Raw genomic sequence first — 21743 nt, 5'->3', positions numbered from 1 at the left:
GAAGCATTCCCCGTTTAGCGGGGACGAAGGTTCAAACGGGGAAAGCTTCCCCGTTTATTTCCCGGCTCGGATGTGACCTGAGCCACACACCGCCATATGCGGAAAAACCCACATTCGGGCCACCCAGCGCGCGCACGCGACACGCCGGACACAGGGTGATCAGACGAGCGCAGCCAGGATCCGGCCTGCTGTCGCGTCCCCGAAGGCGAGCGCGTGCGCATGCAGGACGTCAGCCAGTCCCGCCCGGCCGGGGCGCCAGGCCGCCGGATATCCGCGCGGCGCCGGAGCACCTTCCTCGGCGCCGCCCTCGCCTCGGTCGCGCTCGCCACGCTGACCACCGGTTCCACCACGCTGTCGATCGCCACCCGCGCCTCCGCGGGCCCGGTGGCCGCCCCCGGCGAGTCCTTGCTCGGCCCCTGCCGGATACCGCCCGCGCTGGGCGTGCAGATGTCGGAAGGACTTCCGACCCCGCCCGGGTACGCGCATTCCACCGGCATCGTCCGGGCCCTCACCCTCATGATCGACTTCCCGGACGCCGTGGGCGCCGGCTCCGCGCTCAGCCGGTACAAGGAGTTCTTCCCGCAGACCAGCGACTGGTTCCGCAACGCCTCCTACGGCCGCCTCGACTACCGCGCAGAGGCCCCGATCCCCGGTTGGCTGAGGATGCCGAAGGCGTTCACGGCGTACGGGATCGAACGCGGCTCCCCCTATGAGCCCGGCTACCACCACCTGGTCCAGGACATGATCGCGGCGGCCGGCCCGAAGGTGAACTTCTCGAAGTACGACCTGGTGAACGTGCTGGTGACGCCGAACGCGGGCCCCGCGGCGCTGGACACGGTCCTCTCGGTGACGTTCTCCGGCAACGAGGACGCGCCGTACGCGGACGGGGTCCCGCTGTCGAACACCTCGTTCGTCTACAGCCGCCAGGACGACGGCTCCGGCTCCTACGGGGAGACCGGCTACCGGGTGCTGCCGCACGAGAACGGCCACGTCTTCGGACTGCCCGACCTCTACACCCCGCAGGGCGGCGGGGCCGTCGGGCACTGGGACATCATGTCCGAGGACTGGGGCGCCAACAACGACATGCTGGGCTGGCACAAGTGGAAGCTGGGCTGGCTCGACAACAGCCAGGTGTCGTGCGCGACGGGCACCGGCGCGAGCCAGTACGTCCTGACCCCCCTGGCCACGGAGGGCGGCCCGAAGCTGGTCTTCGTCCCGGTGACGAAGGACAGCGGGTACGCGGTGGAGGTACGCACCCAGGGCGGCAACGACGACGCGGTCTGCAAACCCGGGGTCCTGATCTACCGGGTGAGCGCAAGCGTCGACACGGGCAAGGGCCCGATAACCGTCTCGGACAGCAAACCCAACACGGGAGGCTGCACGCGTCGCCCGAACGTCAACGCGGAAATGTCTGACGCCCCGTATGCGACGGGGGAGACGTTCGTGGACCGGACGAACGGGCTACGGATCGCGGTGACGGGGGTGGATGGGATGGGGAACTATCACGTGCGGGTGACGAGATCTTGACGCTGCCGTCTGCGCCGGATTCCAGCCGGTCAGGCGCTTCAGCCAGTCCCGCGCTCCACCCGGTCCCGCGCTCCACCCGGTCCGGCGCTCCATCCGGTCCCGCGCTTCAGCCAGTCCCGCGCTTCAGCCAGTCCCGCGCTTCAGCCAGTCCGGCGCTTCAGCCGGTCCCGCGCTACAGCCAGTCCGGCGCTTCAGCCAGTCCCGCGCTCCAGCTGGTCCGGCGCTCCAGCCAGTCCCGCGCTTCAGCCGGTCCGGCGCTTCAGCCAGTCCCGCGCTCCAGCCAGTCCGGCGCTTCAGCCGGTCCGGCGCTTGAACAGCGAGGATCCGGGGGCGCAGCCCGGAAAGGGGTGCAGGGGACGGAGTCCCCGCGGGGGTTCGAGGGGCGCAGCCCCTCAGGGGGTCTGGGGCGCAGCCCCAGGAGCCCAGCCTCTCCACCCCCGTCATGGGCGGGCTGGTGGGCAAACGCCCCGGGGGTGCAGGGGCGAAGCCCCGCATCGGGTCTGGGGCGCAGCCCCAGGAGCCCCCGGGGTCCGGGGCGGAGCCCCGGGAAACCCCCCTTCCCCCCTCACACCGCCGGAGGCTTTAGGGAAGGGGCGGGGTGGGGAAAACCCCCCGGAGCTCCCGCTTCAGCACCTTCCCCGCAGCATTCCGCGGCAACGCCTCCTCCCGCAGAACAACCCGCGCCGGCACTTTGAACCCCGCCAGCACCGCCCCGACATGCGCCCGCAGGGCATCCGCGGTCACAACGGCCCCGCCCCGCACCTGAACCACCGCCCCCACCTCCTCACCCAGTACCGGATGAGAAATCCCCAGCACCGCCGCATCCAGTACCGCGGGGTGATCGTGGAGCACCCCCTCGACCTCGACGCAGTACACGTTCTCCCCACCCCGGATCACCATGTCCTTGATCCGGTCGACGATCCCGACCCGCCCCTCGCGAAGGACCGCGAGGTCCCCCGTCCTGAACCACCCGCCCTGGAAGGCGAGTCGGGTGGCGGCCGGATCGCCCCAGTACCCCCGCACCAGCGACTGCCCCCGCAGCCACAGTTCCCCGACCTCGCCGTCGGGGAGCGGGGACCCGTCGGCCCCGGCGATCCGGACCTCGGTGACGGGAGTGGGCCGCCCCACGCTGTCGGGCCAACTCCGGTACTCCGCGCCGAAGTTGGCCAGCACACCTCCGCTCGTCTCGGTCAGCCCGTACCCGTTGCGCGGCTCGATCCGGGACCCGTACCGCGCGGTGAGCCCGCCGACGAGGCCGGGCGGAGCCGCCGCACCCCCGGTGTTGAGGGCGGTGAGACTGCCCAGCACGTCCCCCTCGCCCTCCCCCTCAGCCGCGGCGAGCAACTGAAGGGCAGTGGCCGGCACCCCCGCGAAGTGTGTGACCCGGTGCTCCCGGATCAGCGCGAGCGCCCGCCCCGCGTCCCACTTCCGCATCAGGACGAGCGTCCCGCCCGCCGCCATCGCCGCGTACACCGAGGTGAAGGCGGCGACGTGGAAGAAGGGGAACGTCATGAGGGTGACGGGGGCGGGCCCCTGGCCGGGGACGATGCCGCGCCCGAGCATCGACATGGCCGCCTGGAAGCGGGGGTTCATGACGGCCCCGGCCTGCGCGAACTGCGTGGCGACGGCTCCCTTGGGGCGCCCGGTGGTGCCGGAGGTGTAGATGATGGTGGCATCGGCGTCCGGCGAGACCTCGACGTCGGGCGGCCCGGCCCCACGGTCGGGCGAGGTGAGCTCACGGAGGTCGTCGAACCGCTCGAATCCGTCGGGCAGCTCACCTTCATGGTGGAAGACCATGCCGCGCACGCCGCGAGCGGAGGCCCAGCCCGCCACCCGCTCAAGCCGCTCGCCGTCGACGAGCAGCACGCGCGGCGTGCAGTCGTCGAGGGCGTACGCGAACTCCTGGGAGGTCCACCACGCGTTCATCGGGACGGCCACCAGACCCGCCAACTGGGCCGCCCAGAAGGCGACTTGCCACTCGGGATGGTTGCGCATGCCGATGACGGCCCGGTCGCCCGGGCGCAGCCCGTAGACGTCGGTGAGGCGCCGGGCCAGCGCGCAGGAGGCGGCGAAGAACGCGCCGTAGGAGTAGCTTCCGCTCTCGGCGACGAGGAAGGGCCGCTCCCCGTAGGCCCACACCGTCTCGACGAACTCCCGCAGGGTGCGCGGCCCGGAGGCGTACTCAAGGACACCGCTCTCCCCGCGGACCACGGCGAACGGCGCCCCGGCCGCGGTGAGCAGCGCCTCCGCGCGGGCGGGTTCCGCGCGCGCCCCGGCGGACCGAGGCCCGGCCGCCCCCACCTCGCCGGCTGTCGCCCCTGTCGCCCCCATCGCCTCTGCCGTCCCCACGGGAAGCCCTCCTAAGCGCCGGCCCAGTCACAGTGGTCGACGACGCTATGCCGCTCCCCCGCCCCGGTCAAGGTCGGTGTAATACGCAACGACCTGTGGGGTCAGCCCGGCTTCACCACTTGGCCGATCCCGTTCGGCACCGACGCCGTACCGGTGAGCGCGGCTTCCGGCACCGGGCGGTCGCCCTTCAACGCGGCCCAGAGCTTCGCACCCCGGGCGGCGTCCGGCACGAGGCGGTCCTCATTGCCCTGCTCCAGTTGGGCCGGCAGGGTGACCATCTGGACGTCCTTCGCGCCGAGCCCCTTCATCGAGTACGCCAGCGAGGCGAGGTTGGCGACGTGGGCGAGGGAGGAATCCGTGGTCAGGGTGTTCGTCGCGGCATCGGCGACGGTGAAGAGTCGGACCGGATCGGCCAGCAGGTCCCCGCCGGCGATCCGGCCGAGAAGCGCCGTGAGGAACTGGTGCTGGAGCTGGATCCGGCCGAGGTCGCTGCCGTTGCCGACGCCGTACCGGGTGCGTACGAGATCGAGGGCCTGCTGGCCGTCCAAGTGGTGCTTGCCGGCCCGGAGATGGAGCCCGCTCTGCTTGTCGTCGATGGGCTTGGCCAGGACGATGTCGGTTCCGCCGAGCGCGTCCATCAGCTCGGCGAAGCCGTTGAAGTCGACCTCGACGTAGTGGTTGATCCGCAGCCCGCCGCTCAGCGACTCGACGGCCGCGACCGTGCAGGGGGCGCCGCCCCTTTCGTACACGGAGTTGAACATGACCCCCGCCCGCCCCGGCAGCTTCTGGCCGGACGCGGTGGTACAGGCGGGGCGGTCGACGATGGTGTCGCGCGGGATGCTGACGAGCGCCGCCTTCGTGCGGCCGCCGTACACATGGAGCAGCAGGGTGGTGTCGGAGCGCCCGGTGTCATCGCCCCCGCCCGCCCGCGTCGCGTTCTTCCCGGCTCGCGAATCGGAGCCGACGACCAGGATGTTGAGGTCGGAGGTGGCCGAGGCCTCGGGGGTGAGCAGCGAGCCGAGTTCGACGCTGCCGAGGTTGCCGCTGAGCCGGTGCCAGGTGTACGCGGCCGCGCCGCCCGCGAGCAGCAGCACCCCGGCGAGCGAGCAGAGCACGAGGCGCAGCCGGGTGGACCGCGGACGGGGCCGCGTACGGGTGGGCCGGCCCATCCGGGGTATCCGCCCCCAACGGGGTCCGTACGTCATCCATCGACTCCGTCCGTCAGCGACCCAGAACTCAGCATGCGTACAAACAGGGCGTTACCGCACACTACAAGAAGGGTGCATAACCCCGCATAACGGGATATCGGGCACCGAGGCTGACGACTGCCGGAGGGGAGGCGTCCAAGTTGAAGCCCACACCAAGGCCCATAAGGATGTCGATGTGGACGCCCCTGACGTCCCTGAGGTCCCAGAGGTCCCTGTCGACCGGCAGGCGGCGAATACGGGCCGTAAGGGCAGGCCGCCCCGGAATCGCACCGATCGTCCTGGCCCTGTTCGCGGTGGCGGTACTGGCCCTGGGCGGCTGCTCGTCGGGCGGCGGCAAGGACGCGTCCCCGAGCCCGAGCCCGACGGTGTCGAAGGCGCAGATCACCACCACCCCGAAGGACGGCGCGGATCACGTCGGCATCACCGTCAAGGACGTCGGGGCGAGCGTCGCGGACGGCACCTTCTCCTCGGTCACCCTCACGGCCCAAGGCGGCAGGGCGATACCCGGCGCACTGGCCCCGGCCCGCAACGCCTGGCACCCCTCGGCGAACCTGGCCCGCGGCACGGCGTACACACTGACCGCCGAGGCGAAGGACCCGGACGGGCGGACGGCGACCAGGACCGGCAGACGAAGATGAACAGCACCACGGTGGGTCTCGGCGACGAGTGCGACATCCCCGACGTGCCGCACGCCCAGCGCCTCACGAACTCCGGCACCTTCATCCACGGCAACTACTGGGCCGCGCCCTCGACCTTCGGCGCCACCGCCTCCAGCCACGGCTGCATAGGCATCCGGGACACCCAGGGCGGCGGCGACCCGGGCTCCCCCGGCACCTGGTTCTACACGAACTCCCTCCTCGGCGACGTAGTGATCGTCCGCAACTCCCAGAACGGCGGCACGGTAGCCCCGGACAACGGCCTCTCCGGCTGGAACCTGCCGTGGCCGACGTGGACGGCAGGCAGCGCGGTCACGTGACGGACCCACGAGCGGACCCAGCCCTTCGCCCCGGGCCCGCCCAGGAGCGAGGACGCCCGGCGTCACCGCCGACGTCAAATCGAGTCAGGGCAGCGGGCGCCACGGCGCTGATCCTGCCCCACTCTCCGCATGGGAGCGTGCCGCTGCCCCGCCAAATCGTCCAGGAGTCATGGCACTTGATCAGCCCTGCGCTGTGGGACCTTGCATGCCCCGTGCATCCCTGAAGCGATCGGTTGCAGCCTGTCGGCAGCGTCACGACGCCCCGGGCTCGGCCGCGCCCGGCTTCACTCGGCGTGAGAGTGGCGGCGCTACCACTGCCGTTCCCACCTGCTTCTCCGTGAAGACACCGCTTGAGCGAAGAGAGCCAGACCGAGCTATCGCACAGGTGTCCCATGGGCGGGTCTACGATCGGCGTCGACTGTGGCGGTTCCGCGTCCGCAGCGCCTGCCCATGACCGCCAGTCTCCGAGGTAGTCCACGTGACCCAGCTCGCTCCCCCGGCCCTCCGCTCCGACGGCAAGGAGAAACCCAGCAAAAGCCGGGACCCGTACTACGACAACGCGAAGCTACTGGCCGTCGTGCTGGTGGTCTGCGGTCACTTCTGGGAACCGCTCATAGAACAGTCAGGGCAGCGCCACCTCAAAGCCCTCTACCTACTTGTCTATGCCTTCCACATGCCCGCATTCATTCTCATATCAGGCTTTTTCTCTCGGACTTTCACCACCCAACCACAGCAACTCAGACGGTTGGCCAGCGGCGTGCTCATACCTTTCGTGTTGTGGGGCGCCCTGCTGACACTCTTCAACAACACGCTCTCCGGCGCCCACGCGAAGATCCAGCCGCTTACACCGGTATGGATCACCTGGTTCCTGATCGCCCTCTGTCTCTGGCGCCTGACTGCCCCGATATGGCAAACCCTGCGCGCACCCGTGACCGTCGCCACCGCGCTCTTCCTGGCCGCCGGCGCGTTTTCCCTCGGCGCCCAGTTCTCCATCACCCGCGTACTGCAGTTCTTTCCCTTCTTCGTCATCGGGCTGACCCTGCGCCCGTCCCACCTGGCCTGGCTGCGCGAGACTCGCTGGGTCAAGGGAGCAGCCCTCACCGTGTTTGCCGTGGCAGGCGCCGCGGCGTACTGGCTGGCTCCGCGGCTCGGAGCCGGATGGCTGTACCGCAGCAGCAGTGCCGACGAGCTCCACGTCTCATACACGCACTGGCTCGCCCAGTCCGCCGCGATCTACGCCGCCGGACTCATCCTCACCGCAGCCTTCCTCGCCCTCGTCCCCAATCGCCGCGTCTGGTTCACCGCACTCGGTGCCGGCACCATGAGCGCCTTCCTCATCCACGCCTTCGTGCGCCAAACCTTGGTCCACACCCACGTCTACAACCGTGAAGTCCTTCACCACCCGGCAGGCCAGGCCGCGCTCACCGTCCTGTCCATCGCCCTCGCCCTCCTGCTCTGCACCCGTCCCATCCGGCAGGTGATGAGGCCCTTCATCGAACCCCGCCTCAACTGGCTCTTCCACCAAGGCGAGAGCACCCGACACCGAGCTGCGTAAAAGCAGGCAGGAAGCCTACGGCTTGCGCATCGGACACTCGACGTACGGGCTGAGGTCCGGAACTGGATCACCGACAGCGACAGTCCAAGGACGACTACCCAAGACCGGCCCCACCCGCGACCAGTGGCAGCACGCCCCGAGTGAGCCGCTGCCGGTGAACGTGCCCTCCCTGTTCGCCAACCGGCGCTCCTACGCCGGATCACTGTTCGGCGGCATCCGTGAAACCCAGGAGATGCTCGACCGTGCGGCCACATCGCCACGGTGGACACGCGCGCCGTGGACGAGGCGCGCCTGCACCTGCTCGGTACGGGGACTGGGCCGGCCCCGCCTCCGCCACACTCACCGGAGTGGGGCGACCGGGACGGGACGCGTTCAGGGAGATCGCCGAACTGCTGGCGCAGTCGTGGCTCATACGGTCAGGACGGTGGCAGAGTCCACCCAGCGGGCCAGCACGCTGAACACCGCCAGCGCCGCGCGCTACGCCGAGGATCCGGACTACTCCGACGCGGACGAGGAGAGCGCAACCTAGCTCGCACCATGCCCCTCGACCCACCGCCCGCCCACCGCCCCACTCCCATCCGCTACCCTGTCCTGGGCTGTCCTCACCGACGGCCCAGGCCCTTGTGCGGACTGGATGCCAGCGCGGCGATCATGCTGGAATTTTCATCCACGTCTTCATCAAGGCCCGCCTCCGTAGCTCAGGGGATAGAGCACCGCTCTCCTAAAGCGGGTGTCGCAGGTTCGAATCCTGCCGGGGGCACAACGCGTTAACGCTCTGACCTGGGGTTTCTCTCCCGGGGAGGGCTCCTACTCGGCCTCGGACTCCTCGTCCGGGGCCGTTTGCGTGAGCGGTGCGTGAGCGGACGGAGAGTTGATCTCCGGAATTCCTCCCAACGGATCAGCATCATCCGGCACGGGCTCCGGGTCGGGATGCTTCGCGTCGTCGGGCTCGGCCTCCGCTTCGGGGGCGGTGTTCTCGGAGGTCGCGCGGGCGCGCGGGACGAGCCGGGCTGCGGCCTCGGCGATCGCCAGGTCCGCTTCGGGGAGCAGGCTCGTGTACGTGTCGGCCGTGATGGTGATCGAGGAGTGGCCGAGCATCTCCTGGATGTCCTTCAGGTCGGCCCCGGCCGCGTGGGCGAGGGTCGTAGCACCGTGGCGGAGGTCGTGGAGCCGGACCGGCGGGAGGTCGATCTCCTCGTACAGCTCGATGAACCGCCGCGTGACGTTGGCGGGGTGAAGCATCTCACCGTTCTCCTTGGCGGAGACCCGCCCCCGTGGCCGCAACAATGATTTCTCGCGGCAGCGGAACACGGAGCATCGCTCTTCAGAGCAGGTCAGCGCAGTCTACGCAGCTAAAACGCCCCTCCTTTGTCCGCAAACTCGAAATAATTGGCGCCTGCCGACAAACCCTAGGGGGGAACGTGGCTCAGCTCGAACTCGAAGTGCTCACGGACGATGCGCCCGAGGCAGCCGCCTTCGAGGCGTACTGGCGACTCAACGAGGACGGTGAGACGTGGGCGCAGACCGTCACTGCCATCCGCGCGGAGTACGGGCTGAAGCCGCAGCAGATGACCCGCATCGCCCAGCAGGCGGGCACGGCCTACCTGGCCGACTTGTTGTGCGAGTCCTGCGAGGACCCCTACCCCGTGTCCAGCCGCAGTGATCTCACTCAAGCCCTCCGTTTCGAAAGCTGGAAGTGCCCGAGCTGCCACGAACGCGAAGTGGAAGAGCAGGCCGCACGGGCCAAGGAACAGAAGGCGCGGCGCCGTGCCGAGGTCTACGAGCAGTACCCCGTCCTGAACCGTCCCGACTTGGAGCCCGCCGACCTCACTCTTTTCGAGGCCATCGCGCTGCATACCCTCTTTAGCGACCCGGCAGTCGAAGACGCCGGGCTGACGTCTCCCACCGACATCTGGCCGAAGGAGCGCCGCTGGGCTCCCGAGCAGCTTCGGTATGACTTCGAGCGTGGGCTCCTGAAGGCTGTGCCGCGCCTGATCAAAGTGCACCCGGACTCGCACCTCGACGCCTTCGCCCTGGACGACGACGGGGAACTCAGCGATTCCTTCTACCTCGGCCGCGTCAGCTACTACCTCATGGGCCAGGCCGACGAGCTCACTGATCGGCACCCCCGCCTCCTCCAAGCTCTGAACCGCACCTTCCGGGAAGGCCCGTGGCCGACCTCCTGGGCGGGCCAGTGGCGCGAGCTATGGGACGAGCTGGTGCTGGCGGACGCACAGGACTACCTCGCGATGAAGCTCGGCGAGCACCACCTTGAGATGAACCAGGGCGAGGGGACCCGCACCGCCCTCCAAGACGCCCTGAGCACCTTCAGCCTCGGCCAGGTCTTCAACTTCATCTACCGGGCGGCCAAGGACTCCGCCGCCTACTACCAGCGTGGCGGAGTGAACAAGCGGCAAGCCGCCAACAGCACCATCGGGCGGATCAGCGCCAGCGCCGACAGGGCCCGCGCCAACGGCTGGGATGTCAAGCCCTTCGGTCGGCCCTGGAATCTCCCTCTCTCGGCCATCGGGGAGACGTTCTTCAGCAAGGTGATGTGGCAGCCAGACATGATGCAGGTGGCATCCCGCGACGCGCAGGTCCCCTTGCACGCCTGGCCCGCTGAAAACGCCGCCGAGGGCACAGGGGACGAGGGCTCCGAGGAAGTACCGCACCCGGTGCCTGGCATTAATGAGGAAGGCACCTGGATCGACCTCGGCAAGACTCCTGGTGCCACTCCGTGGCCGGACGTCAACGACCTCCTGAAGCTGGAGCCTGGGACGGTCACCGCGATCGTGTCCGTGCCAACTGCCGGCCGCTCGACAATGGCGCTGAACATCGCGCTGCACAATGCCACAGCCGAACGACTCACGGTCTTCAGCACCTGCGAGATCAACTCCGACACGATCGAGCGGAAGCTCGTCAGCGCCACCTGCGGAGCAGATCTGCGATACCCCGCCGACACGGTGGACTTCGACTCCGTGCGTCGCCGCGCATCAGAGTCCTCAGTCAGGGTGCCAGGCTGGCACACCCCGACCATCGGGCTCCCGCTTGAACAGGTCTTCCGGGAAGCCGCAACTACGGTCATCCCACCGCATCGTGGTCGCCTTGCCCTGTGGGTGGTCGACACGATCCAGAGCTACAGCGAGCTGGACGAGGAGGGCCTGGCATTGAGCATGGACGTGGCACGCCGCATTGCGGAGGAACACAACCTCGCGGTTCTGATCACAGCTCGTGCGTTGAGCGAAGGGCCTGACGAGCCGCTCGAACTGCGACATGTCCCGACGCCTATCGCACGCGGCGCCAACACCATCGTTGAACTACATCGCGACGGGGCCTACTGGACCAACCTGCCCGACGCCGACTCAGCCACCGTGCGGGCTTTGAAGGTCGGAGGTAAGCAGTGCAAGGAATCCGTCTCCCTGAAATTCGAGGCGCCCTTCTGCCGTTTCGTCCGAACTGACAGGTGACCAAGCCCCCAGGAGACCTTCAGCGGTGCTGGCCCACGGCACACCGGGGCGCCCCAGCCGGGTGAATCAGCGTGGCCGTGCGCGAACCACAGGGCAGTCCATGGGCGCCCCAACTCGGAGCGCCCATGGACTGCAGCACTGTCGTCACCGACTACTGATCGATGGGGGGCAACCTCGGGCTCTATGAGCAGTGTCCTGGCGCTGCACCAGCAGACACCTGGTCGCTGCCGCCGATCACGCGCCTGGCCGAAATTCCCCCTGAGCGCAGGGGGGAGTGCTCGCTGCCAGGGCGTATGCGTAGTCGCCCGGTGGCAGCCCGCAGGACCTGCTCGCTGAACCGCGGCAAGCACAGCCGGCCTACTCATCCAAGTGCTGTAGTGGGATGGGCGCATCGAAGACGTCGACGACGAACTCCGAGGATCCGTTGCCCTCGAAGTCGACATCGCGGTCGCTGTGAAGCAACGTATGGATCCTTACCCAACGCCCCTCGGCACTCGCGTCCTCCGCCACATTTAGCGCGCTACGAACGGGGCCGATGCCGCCAGTCAGCCGCTTACTCGTCCAGGTTTGCAGGAGCTTCGCTTCTACGGGAAGTGCCCATGTACGCGGCTCGGCGCTGGCTGGCACGGAGACCTCGTCGCTGAGCAATTGCACAACCCAGTCGACGTCTCCATCGCTGCCGCGCTCGTTCGACATGCGAATGCCGAGCCCGATCATGTACGCGCCCTCAAGGTACTCCTCGAGTTCGTCATCGATATCGCTGAAATAGACAGCGGGGCGAACCACGTCAATCGGCCCGAAGCCAGTGAAGGCTCCAAGCATCGGTGCGCACTTGTTCTTGAGATATTGCTGCGCGGCCATGCGCACCGGCTTCGGGACTCGATCCAGCACCACTCCGAGAGAAGCCTCGTCTCGGTCGGCCAGGAAGCAGTTGAGTGCATCGACCAGTTCCCCGGTCAGATGGAGATCGCCCGCTCCCAGCGTAGTGACCGCCTCCAACTCGTCGCGGGGGCCTTTGGCAAGGGCGAATACTCTGCTCCGCCCCGGACTCGTGTGTGCGATGAACGAATGAATCATTTCCTGTCTCACATCACGTCTCAGAGGCGGCGCGGGCACGAACACGCGCGGATACCGCCACAAGTAAGGGGAAACCCTGCCGATCAACGTGTCGTCTGAGCTACATGCTCGTTCGCATGGCCAAAGGCGGGTTGCTGTCAGACCCGGCACCTCAGCCCGGGTCCGCATGGCTAGCGGCAGGCTACCCGGGCGCAGGCGTGGTGACAATGGCGCACAAAGTCGTGAAGTAGGCGCAGACGGTGCCAGGGCGTCTTCAACGGTCGACGGATCAAGTAGCGCAAACCGCCAGGGCCACGCAGGTATGCGGCAGCGCCAATGAGCCACTGTCACGCACGCTCCTCCTCGCTGCGTGATCGCAGTTCAGAAAGCCCCTTCGTCGAGTTCCGCCTCATGCCAGGATCACCTGAGGCCCTGGTACTTGGCGGCCAGTCGGTCTAACACCACCAGCCCGAAGGAGCAGCATGGAACCCCGCAGCGCAGCTGCTGTCGGCAGGGACTTCCCGTACACCGCGAAGACGCTGTGCTATATCGAAGTAGCCGAGGACGGAACGGTGTCCCACGGCGTTGATGCCGGCGCTTACGAGCGGGCTCGCAGTGGGGAGTCCCGACTGTTCGCCGTATGGCCGGGTTCCTGGCGAAGCGACCTGTTCGTCATCGACGACCTCGACGAGTATGCCCGCGCACACGGACTCCTTCACGATCAACAGCGCACCGGGCTCGCTGACCACGAGCACGCCGTCCGCTGGACGCTGGACCCCAGCGAGAAGAAGCCGATGGGCAGCTACATCACTGTCCGCGTCCATCTGGACTGCGGATGCGCCATCAATGACCTCGACGCGTTCGCCAAGCAGATGCGCGCCCAGCAAGGATGGGACATCGCCACGACTGGCGGGTGGGGCGGGAGTACCACATCAGGAACCTACATGCGCGTGCGTCGCAAGAGTCTGGACTCATGACCGGCCTTGCGTGCGTGCGCGATGCGTGAGCGGACGGTCCAGCACAGGGCGTCACGAGCCGGATGGGGTACGACGCCGTAGGGCGCTGATCAGGCAGAACAGCGCCCTACGGCAGGGGGGAGCCCCCCCCCCGGCAAGGATCCAATCCCACTGCTAAAGCGGGTGTCGCAGGTTCGAATCCTGCCGGGGGCACCAGCGAATCAGCAGGCCAGAGGCCCTGCCGTCCTATTGGGCGGCAGGGCCTCTGCGCTTTCCGTACGTATAGGCGCACGCGGGTCGTGGGAAGGGCAGAGAGTGGCAGGGGCAGGCGAAGGCCCGCCCCCAGCGCGCGGCGTCAGCGGCCTGGCGCCGTAAGCGCCTATCGGCTACGCCCAGCAGAGCGCAGCCCAGGAGGGAGCAGTGACCTCACTCCGCCCACGTCGCCCAGCCACGACGAAGCGGCCGCGATCGGCGAACTCAACGGCCCCGCAAGGCTGCTGGAAGGAAAGACGCCATCGCGGTGTTCATTCGCCCGGCACCCACCTCATGCCCAGGGGCACCCGAGGGCCCCAAGTCAGAAAGAGCTCGCTCGGCGCGAAACACCCCGCGACCCCGCTGGCCGGGATCCCTCCCGTGGACGACACTGCATCTCATGCGCTCACAGGACGTACTCATCGACGGTTACGGACGCATCAAGGAAGAGGTGCACGCCGTCGTCGACGGGCTCTCCGCCGACGATCTCCACGCCAGGCCGGGGGACGGCGAGGCGAACTCCATCGCATGGCTGGTCTGGCACCTCACACGGGTGCAGGACGACCACATCGCCGACGCGGCCGGGATCGAGCAGGTGTGGCTCGCGCAGGGCTGGGCAGACCGCTTCGATCTTCCTCTGGCACAGGCGGACACCGGATACGGGCACACGTCCAAGCAGGTGGGCCAGGTGCGGGTGGCGTCGGGCGGGCTGCTGCTCGACTACTACGACGCGGTCCACGAGCAGACGCTCGGCTACCTCGGCAAGCTCGACGGCAATGCGCTCGACCGGGTCGTGGACGTGCGCTGGGACCCGCCGGTGACGCTGGGCGTCCGCCTGGTGAGCGTGCTGGGGGACGACCTCCAGCACGTCGGCCAGGCCGCCTACGTGCGGGGCCTGCTCTGACCCACCCCGGGGAGCGGGCCGCCTCGGACACAGGCTCTTACGGCTCCACAACCCCCTCCGGGCACCCCGTCCCCCGGGGAATGCTGTACGGCGCGGCCACGCGGTACGTGCCCGGCTTCGGGGCGAGGAGTTCTGTCCACTCGTCGTCCGAGGACGTCTGCACGGCCTTGCGGAGGCAGCCGTTCGGGTTCGTGTACGTCTTCTGGCCGTGGTCGCGCCGCTTGGACTCCGGGGTCTCCTGCGGCGGCACGACCCCCTTGCCCTTCTCGTCGACCAGCTTCAGCCAGGGCGAGTACGGGATGCGGATCAGGATCTTGCCCGGCGAGCGGACCTCGACCGTGACCTCGCCCTCGCCGGCGTGCTTGACCGTGGCGGGCGGGTCCGCCAGCGGGGTCGGGTTCTCGACCGCGAACAGGCGCCAGTGCTCGTTCGACCAGATCTGCTTCAGGTACGGCAGGCCCTCCCGGATGAGCTTGCCCTCCTGGACGGCGCCGTTGACGTCCGCCGGGCCCAGCGGCAGCACCACGTAGCGCACCGCCCAGCGGTTCAGCCAGGCGTGGTAGTTGTCCGCGTTCAGGGTGTCGTCGTAGAACAGCGGGTTGCGCTTGATGTCCGCCTGGCGGTTCCAGCCGCGGGCCAGGTTCACGTACGGGGTGAACGCGGAGGCCTCGCGGTGGCTGGAGGCGGGGACCACCTCGACCCGGCCGGTCTCCGCGTCGGTCCCCTGCAACTGGTCGACCAGCGGCGCCAGATCGCGGGCCCAGGTCGCGGCGGGCGCGGTGCTCACGATGTCGTCCACCGACTTGAAGCCGATCCACCCGTTGAGCCCGGCGAACGCCAGCACCACCGCGTACCACCTGCGGGACTTCGGCACCGTGTACGGCAGCGCGGCCAGCAGCACCACCCCGGCGAACAGCATCGCCAGGCGCGTGATGTTCGAGCCGATCTGCGACTGGATCGCGAAGCACAGCAGCACCGCGACGCCGTACACCAGCGCGGCCGTGCGGACCGTCCGCCAGTCCTTCGGTACGAGGAAGATGATCAGGACCGCGAAGAGGAAGGGCCCGGAGGTCGTGGCCAGCGACATCGGCTGCGTACCCGAGAAGGGGAACAGCCACGCCGACAGGGCGACCACCACGACCGGCGGCAGGCCGATCGCGTACGCGCCCGGGCGGCGCTTGTTCAGGAACAGCGCGGCCGCGACAAGGCCGAGGAACAGTCCCGCGACCGGGCTGCTGGCGGTCGCGAGCGCGGCGCACGGCGCGGCCACGGCCGCCTTCGGCCAGCGGTTCTCACGCTTGTTGTGCGGCCAGCAGAACACCGCGGCCACCGCGCCGAGCGCGAACATCATGCCGAGCCCGAACGTCACCCGGCCCGACATCGCGTTGCACAGGAAGGCGAACAGCGCGGCGAAGGAGCAGGCCAGCGGGTTGCGGACCGCCTTCACGCGCACCAGGATCAGCGCGGTGAGCCCGGCCGACACGGTTCCGGCGATCATCATCGTCGTCCGCACGCCGAGCACCGACATCAAGTACGGCGAGACCACGCTGTACGACACCGGGTGCATCCCGCCGTACCAGGCCAGGTTGTACGCGGACTCCGGGTGGCGGCCGACGAACTCGGTCCAGGCGTCCTGCGCCGCGAGGTCGCCGCCGCTGTTCGCGAAGAGGAAGAACCAGAGGATGTGGGTCACGGCCGCGGCCGCCGTCACGAACGCGACGGGGTGGCGCCGCGGCCAGGAGTCCGGACCCAGGCCCAGGCCCAGGTTCTGGCCCTGGCCCAGTCCTCTTCCCGTTCCGGTTGCTGTTCCCGTTCCGGTTTCCGTTCCGGTTCCTGTTCCCATTCCCAGGCGTATTCGCGCCTTGGACCAGGGGCTGGTCGCCGTCTTCTTCTCGCTCGTCGTGCTCGTGGTGCTCGTGCTCGTGGTGCTCGTACTCGTCGTGCTCGTACTCGCGGTGCTGTCGGCGCGGGTGGGCGTCGGCTCAGCGGTGGTCACTGCGGCTCTCCCGCCTCACGCTGTCTCACCTGGCATGCGCGATCATGTGCATCTGCACACGATCCGCGCGGGGGTTCCCCGAGGTTCTCCCTCAAGGTTCTCCCCCGGGATTGTCCCCTGATTCCAAGGACGCCGTCCCCGCGTCCCCAGTTGCCCGAAGCTAGCACGGAGGGCGCCCCGCAGGTCGGGGCGCCCTTCGATGCGATCGGGGCGGTCAGCCCAGTCGGGTGAGCTTGTCGCCGACGCCCGGTTCGGTCAGGGCGCTCTTCAGCTCGACCGGCGCGCTCAGCCTGCCGTTGCCGGAGCCGATGGACAGTTCGCCGACGACATCGCCCGCCTTGGCCGAGTGCGGGACGGGCTTGCCGCCCGCGCCCAGCGTGACGTCCACCTTCAGGCCCGGCCAGCCGACCGCCTTGAGGTCCTTGGCGGCGACGAGCGGCGTCTTACCGCCGAGCCCGTCGTCGACGTACCCGACGACATCGCCCTTCTTGACGACGGTCGCCGACGTGACGGCCTTCTGCACGGCCTGGATCAGCGTGTAGCTGTTGTTGATCGCGGCCTTCAGCTTGTTGTCGAGGGTGGTGCCGGTGCGCTGACCCATGACGATGCCGTAGATCCGCTGGTTCTTGCCGTCGACGACCGTGTCGGCCGACCACAGCAGATTGCCGCCGGCCGGGGTCGAGGAGCCGGTCTTGATGCCGCTGACACCCGGCTTGAGCAGGATCGTGTTGTTGTTGTAGATCATCGTGTCGATGCCCGGGATCTTGATCTGGGGCGTGTTGACGATGTCGCGGAACACATCGTTCTGCATGACGGCCTGGGCCAGCTTGAGCTGGTCGGTGGGCGTGGAGACCGTGGTCTCCTTCAGACCGCTCGGGTCGGTGTACGTGCTGCTGGTCATGCCGAGTTCCTTGGCGGCGTCGTTCATCTTCACGATGAACGCCTCCTCGGACCCGGCGTCCCAGCGGGCCAGCAGACGGGCCGCGTTGTTGCCGGACGGGATCATCAGCAGTTCGAGCATCTGCTTCTCGGTGAACTGCTGGTCCTTGCGGATCGGCGCCGTCGACTCGTCGGGCTTCTTCGCGTCGTCCTCGGCCTGCTGGTCGACCGTGATCTTCTCGCCCTCCTGCTTCCCGGTGATCGGGTGGCCCTTGAGAATCACGTACGCCGTCATCGTCTTGGCCACGCTCGCCAGCGGCGCGGGCTTCTGCTCCCCGTGCGTACCGAGGCTGCCCACCCCGTCCACGGAGACCGCCGACTGCCCCTCGGCGGGCCACGGCAGGTTCAGCGCGTCACCGTTGAAGGTGTACGTCGCCGACGAGGTCAGGGTCAGCTTCGGCTCGGGAAGCGGACGCATGATCTGTACGACTGCAAAGACGATCAGGAGGAGCAGGACCAGCGGGGTCCAGATCTTGAACCGCCGCACCGTGGTGCGGACCGGGGTCTGCGGCGGGGGCGGCGTGTTCGTCAGCTCGGCGAGCAGGTCGAGCGGGGGCTTCGGCGGCAGCGGCTGCTGCCGGGTCCGCTCGGCACGCTCGGGGATGACCGCGGCGGGACCGGGGCCGGGACCGGCAGCCGGCGGCGGGGTCACCTTCGGCGCCTCGGGCTTCTTGACCGGGGCGGCGGGGCTGTTCGCGGGGGCGGCGGGCTTCTTGTCCGGGGCGGCCGTGCCCGGGCCTGCGTCGTCCGACCGCAGCGGTATGAACTGGCTGGTCCGTTCGCCGGCCGGTTCGGCGGTCTGCCCGGCGGCAGGCTCCCGCTTGGGCGCGGGCAGCTTGAGCATCGCCGTCGGCTGATCGACGGCGGGCGGCGCGACGGCCTTGAAGACGGCGGTGGGCTGATCTATGCCCTTGGGCTCAGCCTTTGAGGGGCTTGCCTTCGGGTCAGCCTCTGAGGGGCTCGCCTTGGGGGCGGAGGGCTGCGGCTTGGACTCGGACGAGCTGGATCCGCTGGATCCCTCGGCCTCGGAGGGGGTCGGCTTGGCACCCCAGGAGGTGGCGCGCGCCCCGGGGGCCGCGTCTTCGTCGCCGGCCTTGGCGTCGCTCGACTTGGGGTCGCTCGACTTGGCTTCGCTGGGCTCAGCCGCACTCTGCTCAGCCGCACTCGACTTGGCCGTGCTCGACTCGGAGTCAGCGTCGGTGGCAGCGTTGTCGGAGGACCCGGGCTTGGTGCCGGGGGGCGCCGACTTGGTGCCGGGGGTCGCGGGCTTGGCGTCGTCCGCCTTCGGGGCAGCTGCCTCGGGAGCGGCCGCTTTTGTGTCGGTGCCGCGGTCTTCGGTGGCTTCCGGCTCGGCTTCATCCGCCTTGGGGGCGGCCGGCTCGGCGTCGGAGTCGGCGTCCGGCTTGGGGGCGGCCGGCTCGGACCCGCCGTCCTCATCGGCGCCCGTGCCCCTGTCCGTATCCGCGTTGCCTTCGGCCTCGGCCTCGGCCTCGACCTCGGCCTGGGCCTCGCCGGACTTGGCGTCCTCGGGCTCAGCCTTGGCAGCGTACTCCGGCTTGGCCGACTCGGCCGCACCCTCAGCCGCCTCGCCCGCGTCCTCAGCCGGGCCCTCAGCCTTCGCCCCGCCCAGGGCGGGCTCGGCGGACTCCGCCTCCTGGTCGACCCACGCCGCGACCGCCGCGCGGAGCCGGGAGTCGCCGTCCTCCGGGCGCGGGGCCCGAAAGACCGCGGTCGCCTGATCCACGCCGCCCGCCGCGGAACCCTCCACGGAAGCGGCACCGGCACCCGCACCGGACGCCGAGCCCGAACCCGAACCCGCGCCGGAACCATTCGCCGACTTGGCGCCGTCCCTCTTGCCGGAAGGCCCCGCCTCGCCAGACGGAGCCCCCGACGGGGACGGGGAGTGGGCGACCGCGATGCGCGGGTCGCGTTCGCTCGTAGTCGTCTCCCCCGACGACTGCTGCTGCTCCGACTTGTCGGGGGACTCGCCCGCCACCGATGCCTCCTCCAGACGCCGGGTGGCGTCATCCGAAACTGTCCGAACCGTGTACCAGTGTCCCGTGTGCCGGGTAGGACCCCCCGGCTAGACGAGAACGACATACCTGCTGGTTCCCGTACTAACCACCCAGGCGCTCTCGACAGATGAATGTGAGAGGGGTCACCCTGTCATTCATCCACGCGGGGAGGCATGGATGGGCAGGAGCCGCAGAACTATTCCGGAAGAGCTGTTGCTGCTCGCTCTGGACCCGGCCACGGGTACCACAGCGCAGCCGCAGTCGCTCGACCTCGGCCTCGCCGGAGCCCAGCTAGTGGAGCTGGCTCTGGCAGGACGGATAGCCCCAGACGGGGATCGTATCGCCGTGGTGATGGCACGGCCGACAGGAGATCCGACCTTGGACTCCGCACTGGAACTGCTGCGCAGGCGCGGCAGCCCGGTCCGGGCCGTCCACTGGATCGGCGGGCCCCGCCTGGGGCTCCGCCAGATTTACCTCGCGCACCTGGAGCGGTGCGGCATGGTCCATGCCGTGTCGGGCCAGATGTGCGGGGTGCTGCCGACGACTCGCTACCAAGCGACGGACACGGCGATCAGCCGGGACATCAGGGCCCGGCTGGACAGTGCGATCCGCACCGGCGTACCGCCGGACCCGCGGACCGCGGCGCTTGCCGCGCTGGCCCACGCAGTCGGGCTCGGCAAGCACCTGTACCCCGGCAACGAGGGGCGGTCATCGCGCTCCCGTCTCAGGGACCTGATCAGGCACGACCCCATGGGCGGTCTCGTCGCGCACGCCGTGATGGACGTCCAGAACGGTGTGGCCGCTCAGCCGCGCCGCAACGGCCAGGGCCCCGGCGCCGCCGCGCCGGACAACGGAAGCCGCCACGCCGCGGCGGCCGGTGTCCCGATGCAGCCGCATCACGGGGCGATGGCGAGGGCCGTGGCACACCATTGAGGGCCGTGGCCCACCACTGGCAGCACCGGCACGACCCGCACCACCAGTCGCATCGCATTACCGCCGCACCGTCGTCCCCATGACCCGGTTCGGGAGCCGCACCATGAACGCGCGGGGCTGTTTCAACAGCCCCGCGCGTTTGCGTAGTCGCTGTGTGTGGCCATTTCCCAGCGCGCGCCCGGATGTTGGTGGCAGTCTGCAGAGCAGGAGAACAGAAAAGCCGTGAGCCGGAGGTGCGTTTCCCGTGGCGTCCAATGTCAATCCCACCGTCAGGCGGCGCCGACTGGGCCAGGAGTTGCGCAGACTCCGCGAGCTGAAAGGCATGACGGCCGAAGAGGTCGCCGAACGCCTGCTGGTGTCCCAGTCGAAGATCAGCCGCCTTGAGAACGGCCGCCGTTCCATCAGCCAGCGCGACGTACGCGATCTGTGCGGGGTGTACGAGGTCGAGGACCACCGCATCGTCGATTCGCTGATGCAGATGGCCAAGGATTCGCGCCAGCAGGGCTGGTGGCACGCCTTCGGTGACATTCCGTACAGCGTCTACATCGGCCTGGAGACGGACGCGGCGAGCCTGCGCGTCTACGATCCGCAGGTCGTCCCGGGCCTGCTCCAGACCCGGCAGTACGCGGAGGCCCTCATCGCGGGGGCGCTCCCGGAGACAGCCCCGACCGACGTCGAGAAACGGGTGAACGTCCGGTTGCGACGGCAGGAGCGGGTACGGGCGGCGGAGAACCCGCTGCGGCTGTGGGTGGTCATCGACGAGGCGGCGCTGCGCCGCCGGGTCGGCGACAAGCAATTGATGATCGACCAGCTGGAGTTCCTCATCGAGCAGTCCCAACTGCCCCATGTCACCGTGCAGGTACTGCCGTTCAGCATGGGCGCGCATCCGGGAATCAACGGCCAGTACGCGATTCTGGAATTTCCGGACGCTTCGGACTCCAGCGTCGTCTACATCGAGGGCGTCACCAGCGACCTTTACCTGGAAAAGGCCAATGATGTCCAGAAATACAGCGTGATGTACGAGCATTTGCGTGCGCAGGCGCTGAATGTGGAGCAGACCCGGGAATTCATTACCGGGATCGCGAAGGACTACGCCCGGGGCACGGCCGGCTGAGAACTGAGCTGAGATCTGAAGCGCGGCACCGTACACCCCTCGCCCACCGCGATGGAAGGCCCGGCCGGAATATGCCATCCGGTTGAGTGAATGACCGCCGCGCACCCCGGGACCTGCGAGTAGCGTCGATCACGCCAACGAAGAACGTTGGCCGAGAACGATCAACTTGCAAGAACCGGAGCGAACATGGCAATTCTTCAGGGCGCCACGGACACTTGGACCAAGTCCTCGTACTCCACCGGAAACGGCGCATGTGTCGAAGTCAAGTCCCCCGAGATGCACGCCATCGCCGTGCGGGACTCGAAAGTCACCGAGGGCCCCTCGATCGCCTTCGCCCCCGGCGCGTGGAACGCGTTCGTGGCCGAGGTGACCCGGGATTCCCTCAGCTGACCACCACGACAGCCGACGTGATACCCGCAGTACTGACAAGAGCCCTCTCGACTGGTCCGCCGTCCCGGCCGAGGGGGCTCGGCCATGTCCGCATCGCCGTACGGGA

The 21743-nt window shown here is 68.9% G+C and carries 15 protein-coding genes, 1 tRNA gene and 2 pseudogenes; 12 read left to right on the top strand and 6 right to left on the bottom strand.

Annotated elements, in window-relative coordinates; translation table 11 throughout:
* Window positions 1-219: 219 nt before the first annotated feature.
* Window positions 220-1527, top strand: coding sequence for a M6 family metalloprotease domain-containing protein (locus ACWC2B_RS30000; RefSeq protein WP_450722064.1), 1308 nt, complete (start codon window positions 220-222; stop codon window positions 1525-1527).
* A gap of 582 nt (window positions 1528-2109) precedes the next feature.
* Here the strand turns inward: ACWC2B_RS30000 and ACWC2B_RS29995 are convergent.
* A complete protein-coding gene (locus ACWC2B_RS29995; protein WP_450722062.1) occupies window positions 2110-3858 on the bottom strand; it encodes a class I adenylate-forming enzyme family protein in 1749 nt (582 codons plus the stop codon).
* A 119-nt stretch (window positions 3859-3977) separates the two neighbouring features.
* Window positions 3978-5081: an LCP family protein gene (locus ACWC2B_RS29990; protein ID WP_450722027.1), complete on the bottom strand. Its 1104-nt coding sequence runs from the start codon at window positions 5079-5081 to the stop codon at window positions 3978-3980.
* Between the two features lie 170 nt (window positions 5082-5251).
* Between ACWC2B_RS29990 and ACWC2B_RS29985 the strand changes: the two genes are divergently transcribed.
* The 5 genes and pseudogenes from ACWC2B_RS29985 to ACWC2B_RS29965 all read left to right on the top strand — a co-directional run bounded on the left by ACWC2B_RS29985 (window position 5252) and on the right by ACWC2B_RS29965 (window position 8375).
* Window positions 5252-5722 carry an Ig-like domain-containing protein gene (locus tag ACWC2B_RS29985; protein ID WP_450722025.1) on the top strand — a complete coding sequence of 157 codons (471 nt, stop codon included), beginning with the start codon at window positions 5252-5254 and terminating at the stop codon, window positions 5720-5722.
* Window positions 5710-6060, top strand: a pseudogene (locus ACWC2B_RS29980) (L,D-transpeptidase); the annotation flags it as partial. The gene ACWC2B_RS29985 and the pseudogene ACWC2B_RS29980, both read left to right, overlap by 13 nt.
* A gap of 478 nt (window positions 6061-6538) precedes the next feature.
* Complete coding sequence (locus ACWC2B_RS29975; RefSeq protein ID WP_450722023.1) at window positions 6539-7615, top strand: acyltransferase family protein; 1077 nt, start codon at window positions 6539-6541, stop codon at window positions 7613-7615.
* Between the two features lie 246 nt (window positions 7616-7861).
* Window positions 7862-8073, top strand: a pseudogene (locus ACWC2B_RS29970) (hypothetical protein); the annotation flags it as partial.
* Between the two features lie 229 nt (window positions 8074-8302).
* Window positions 8303-8375: transfer RNA gene (locus ACWC2B_RS29965), tRNA-Arg, on the top strand.
* Between the two features lie 47 nt (window positions 8376-8422).
* Here the strand turns inward: ACWC2B_RS29965 and ACWC2B_RS29960 are convergent.
* A complete protein-coding gene (locus ACWC2B_RS29960) occupies window positions 8423-8857 on the bottom strand; it encodes a tyrosine-type recombinase/integrase (protein ID WP_450722021.1) in 435 nt (144 codons plus the stop codon).
* Window positions 8858-9036: 179 nt separating this feature from the next.
* Between ACWC2B_RS29960 and ACWC2B_RS29955 the strand changes: the two genes are divergently transcribed.
* Window positions 9037-11082 (top strand): hypothetical protein, encoded by a 2046-nt coding sequence (locus ACWC2B_RS29955; RefSeq protein ID WP_450722019.1) that lies wholly within the window; start codon window positions 9037-9039, stop codon window positions 11080-11082.
* A gap of 357 nt (window positions 11083-11439) precedes the next feature.
* Here the strand turns inward: ACWC2B_RS29955 and ACWC2B_RS29950 are convergent, their stop codons facing one another.
* Window positions 11440-12159: a hypothetical protein gene (locus ACWC2B_RS29950; protein WP_450722017.1), complete on the bottom strand. Its 720-nt coding sequence runs from the start codon at window positions 12157-12159 to the stop codon at window positions 11440-11442.
* A 461-nt stretch (window positions 12160-12620) separates the two neighbouring features.
* Between ACWC2B_RS29950 and ACWC2B_RS29945 the strand changes: the two genes are divergently transcribed.
* Window positions 12621-13115, top strand: coding sequence for a hypothetical protein (locus tag ACWC2B_RS29945; protein ID WP_030049694.1), 495 nt, complete (start codon window positions 12621-12623; stop codon window positions 13113-13115).
* A gap of 631 nt (window positions 13116-13746) precedes the next feature.
* Entirely contained in the window at window positions 13747-14250 is a 504-nt protein-coding gene (locus tag ACWC2B_RS29940; protein WP_450722015.1) for a mycothiol transferase, read from the top strand.
* 37 nt (window positions 14251-14287) lie between these two features.
* Here ACWC2B_RS29940 and ACWC2B_RS29935 read toward each other — a convergent pair whose 3' ends face one another.
* Together ACWC2B_RS29935 and ACWC2B_RS29930 are read right to left on the bottom strand one after the other, a co-directional pair.
* The gene (locus tag ACWC2B_RS29935) at window positions 14288-16246 is read right to left on the bottom strand and encodes an MFS transporter (protein WP_450722013.1); all 1959 of its coding nucleotides are present in this window, start codon (window positions 16244-16246) and stop codon (window positions 14288-14290) included.
* A 214-nt stretch (window positions 16247-16460) separates the two neighbouring features.
* Complete coding sequence (locus tag ACWC2B_RS29930) at window positions 16461-19181, bottom strand: serine hydrolase (protein WP_450722011.1); 2721 nt, start codon at window positions 19179-19181, stop codon at window positions 16461-16463.
* A 196-nt stretch (window positions 19182-19377) separates the two neighbouring features.
* Between ACWC2B_RS29930 and ACWC2B_RS29925 the strand changes: the two genes are divergently transcribed.
* From ACWC2B_RS29925 to ACWC2B_RS29915, 3 genes are all read left to right on the top strand, one after another.
* Window positions 19378-20133: a GOLPH3/VPS74 family protein gene (locus ACWC2B_RS29925; protein ID WP_450722009.1), complete on the top strand. Its 756-nt coding sequence runs from the start codon at window positions 19378-19380 to the stop codon at window positions 20131-20133.
* A gap of 244 nt (window positions 20134-20377) precedes the next feature.
* Entirely contained in the window at window positions 20378-21247 is an 870-nt protein-coding gene (locus ACWC2B_RS29920) for a helix-turn-helix domain-containing protein (protein ID WP_450722007.1), read from the top strand.
* Window positions 21248-21433: 186 nt separating this feature from the next.
* Complete coding sequence (locus ACWC2B_RS29915) at window positions 21434-21637, top strand: DUF397 domain-containing protein (RefSeq protein WP_189961619.1); 204 nt, start codon at window positions 21434-21436, stop codon at window positions 21635-21637.
* Window positions 21638-21743: the final 106 nt, after the last annotated feature.

The sequence above is a fragment of the Streptomyces sp. NPDC001415 genome (assembly GCF_053597395.1).
This window is presented reverse-complemented; position numbering and strand designations above follow the sequence as displayed.